This window comes from Polaromonas sp. P1_E1_2 (assembly GCF_056406035.1).
In genome coordinates this window covers 1-3,021 of record NZ_JBFUAZ010000527.1, presented here as the reverse complement: position 1 = coordinate 3,021, position 3,021 = coordinate 1, and the positions used below count along the sequence as shown (strand labels likewise).

Sequence of the window (3,021 nt, the reverse complement as noted above, 5' to 3'; positions counted from 1 at the left end):
GCACCTGCCCCGTGTCGACGTGCCTGAAATCGCCTTTGTCGGCCGTTCCAACGCCGGCAAATCCACCTGTATCAACACGCTGACGCAGCAACACCGGCTGGCATTTGCCTCCAAGACGCCGGGCCGCACGCAGAGCATCAACCTGTTCAGCCTGGGCAAGCAGGGCGTGACGGACGCCGTACTGGCCGACCTGCCGGGCTACGGCTATGCGGCCGTGCCCAAGGAAGCCAAGTACCGCTGGCAGCAGGTGATGGGCAACTATTTGCAGACGCGCGACAACCTCAAGGCCGTGGTGCTGCTGTGCGACCCGCGCCTGGGCCTGACCGAGCTCGACGAGATCCTGCTGGACGTGATCCGGCCGCGGGTGGAAGACGGCCTCAAGTTCCTGGTGCTGCTGACCAAGTCCGACAAGCTCAACAAGACCGAAGCGGCCAAGGCGCTGTCCATTGTGCGACTGCAGGCCGGCGGCGGAGACGTCAAACTCTTTTCTTCGCTGAAGCGCCGCGGTGTCGAGGAAGTAGCCCAGCATTTGTGGGACTGGGCCCATCCGGCCGAAAAACCGGCAAAGCCTGCCAAAGCGGCGCCTGAAGAGCTGCCCGAGATCAATGACTGAGGCAGCTCTCCAGCGCTGAAATTTCAGGCAAATACCGGCTCCAACCCAACTGGGACAAGCGCAAACAGCTATAAAAAGTGTAGCAACATGATCGCCACCCGCTTGTATGCATTGCCCCACGGCATCACCCTGTCCTGCCGGATTGCGGGCGAAACGGGCCGCCCTGTCCTGATGTTCCTGCACGGCTTTCCGGAAGCCGCTTTTGTCTGGGACGGCTTGCTGGAACACTTCGCGCGGCCTGAAAACGGCGGCTTTCGCTGTGTGGCGCCCAACCTGCGCGGCTTTGAACATTCCAGCGCGCCGCTGGAGGCAACCGCCTACCGGCCCAAACACCTGGTGCAGGACATTGCAGCGCTGATTGCGCTGGAAGGTGGCCAACTGGAATGCCTTGTGGCCCATGACTGGGGCGGCGCGGTGGCCTGGAACCTGGCTGCGGGCCATCCCGCGTTGATGAAAAAGCTGGCCATCATCAACTCGCCGCACCCCGGCACTTTTCTGCGCGAACTGCAGCATTCGCCGGCGCAGCAAGCCGCCAGCGCCTACATGAACTTCCTGATTCGCCCCGACGCCGAAGCCTTGCTGGCCGAAGATGACTTTCGGCGGCTCTGGGATTTTTTTGCCAACATGGGCGCGGTCGATGGGCCGCACGCGTGGCTGACCGACGCCATCAAGGACCAATACCGCGAAATCTGGCGCAAGGGCCTGACAGGCCCCTGCAATTACTACCGGGCTTCGCCCTTGCGCCCGCCCCGGCCCGGGCCGCCGCACAACGACCCGGCCGCCGCGGCAGTGAGCATTCCACGGGACATGCTGGAAGTTCACCTGCCGACKCTGGTGCTCTGGGCACTGGACGATACGGCCTTGCCGCCCGCACTGCTGGAAGGCTTGGGCGACTACGTRCCGCAGATGGATTTACGCCGCATCGAAGGCGCAACCCACTGGATCGTGCACGAGCAGCCCGCATTGGTGGCGGCACACCTGCAGGATTTTCTGCGCTAGATTGCTATTGATTTAATAGCCGCTTGCGCTCATTCCGCCTGGCCCGGAGGACTATTCCCCTAAAATTTCGGCCCAACCCGCCCGCCGTCAATACAGGGACGGCTCGCCTTCTGGTCGGGTTTTAAAGCGCTTGTGCACCCAGTAGTACTGGGCGGGCATGGTGTTGATGTAGTCCTGCAGCTGCGCGTTCATGCGTGCGGTGTCRGCCACCGGGTCGTCGCTGGGGAAATCCGCCCAGGCCGGCAACACCTCCACCTCATAGCCCGTCGGAGTGATTCGGGGCAACAGGGGCAGCACCTTGGCGCGGCCCAGGCGTGCAAATCGAGAGAGAGACGGGACCGTTGCGGTGGGTATGCCGTAAAAAGGCACGAACACTGAATCGTCAGGGCCGAAGTCCATGTCGGGCAACAGGTAAAGCGGCTGCCCTTCCCGAAGCGCGGCCACAATGGGCTTGACGCCATCACCCCGCCCAAAAAGCCGCAGGTTGCCAAACCGCCGCCGGCCCCGCAGTATCCAGCGGTCGACCAGTTTGTTCGACTGGTCGGTGTAAATGGTGGTCGAAGGCCGCGGCATCTGCAGCGCCACACCGGCCCATGCCGCATCCAGGCCGACGAAATGCGGCAGGAATATCACCGTGGGCTCATTGCCCTCCAGTTCCTGCACAGCCCCCGTCACCTGAACGCGCCGCTGCACCCAGGCCTGGGGCGCGTGCCACAGCCAGGCGCGGTCCAGCCAGGCCTGGGCAAAAAATACAAATGTCAGCACCGTGAGGCGGCGCCGCTCTGCGGTCGGGTAACCGGGAAAGCACAACGCGAAATTGGTGGCCACCACGCGCCGGCGCGAGCCTACCATCGCATACAACATCCAGCCGAGCAGCACGCCCAGGCCACGCGTCCAGGAAAGCGGCAGCAGCGCCAGCACCCGCATAAAGAAAATGCCGCCGCGGGTCACGATTCGGCTGGCCAACTGGCGGGGAGTCTTCAAAGGGGAGTTTCCTTGCGAGGTGTCTTGTAGCGTGCATAGCCCCACAAATACTGGCCAGGCTGGCTCAGCACAATGGCTTCGATCGCCCGGTTGATCTGTGTCACCCCATGCAGCRGGTCGGCGCGCGCGCCGGAATCTGAGGCGTCCATCCCCTGCACCGGAGGCCATATCTTGAGGAAATACCCTTTGCCGCGGGCCAGGCGYTCGCAACTGACGGGCAGCAGCACCGCACCGCTTTGCAACGCCAGCCGCGCAGCCAGTGTCATCGTGTAGGCCGGCTTGCCAAAAAAAGGCGCCCACACGCCCTGGCATTCGGGCGGCACCTGGTCCGTCATCAAAGCCACGTCCTGATTGGCTTTGAGGGTTTTATGCATGAGGCGGATGCCGCTTAAGGAAGCGGGCACGACGGTGAGATTGGCCCTGTC

4 protein-coding genes are annotated in these 3,021 nt (G+C 63.3%); 2 read left to right on the top strand and 2 right to left on the bottom strand.

The window, feature by feature from the left end; all coding sequences use genetic code 11:
* A partial coding sequence (gene yihA, locus AC1D1P_RS19305; RefSeq protein WP_477674088.1) for a ribosome biogenesis GTP-binding protein YihA/YsxC occupies positions 1–613 on the top strand: 613 nt, incomplete at its 5' end.
* An 87-nt stretch (positions 614–700) separates the two neighbouring features.
* The gene (locus AC1D1P_RS19300; protein WP_477669898.1) at positions 701–1,612 is read left to right on the top strand and encodes an alpha/beta fold hydrolase; all 912 of its coding nucleotides are present in this window, start codon (positions 701–703) and stop codon (positions 1,610–1,612) included.
* Between the two features lie 87 nt (positions 1,613–1,699).
* Here AC1D1P_RS19300 and AC1D1P_RS19295 read toward each other — a convergent pair whose 3' ends face one another.
* Both AC1D1P_RS19295 and AC1D1P_RS19290 read right to left on the bottom strand, forming a co-directional pair.
* Positions 1,700–2,596, bottom strand: coding sequence for a lysophospholipid acyltransferase family protein (locus tag AC1D1P_RS19295; RefSeq protein ID WP_477669899.1), 897 nt, complete (start codon positions 2,594–2,596; stop codon positions 1,700–1,702).
* Positions 2,593–3,021, bottom strand: a 429-nt coding sequence (locus tag AC1D1P_RS19290) for an LpxL/LpxP family acyltransferase (protein ID WP_477674087.1), incomplete at its 5' end; no start/stop codon positions are given. The genes AC1D1P_RS19295 and AC1D1P_RS19290, both read right to left, overlap by 4 nt.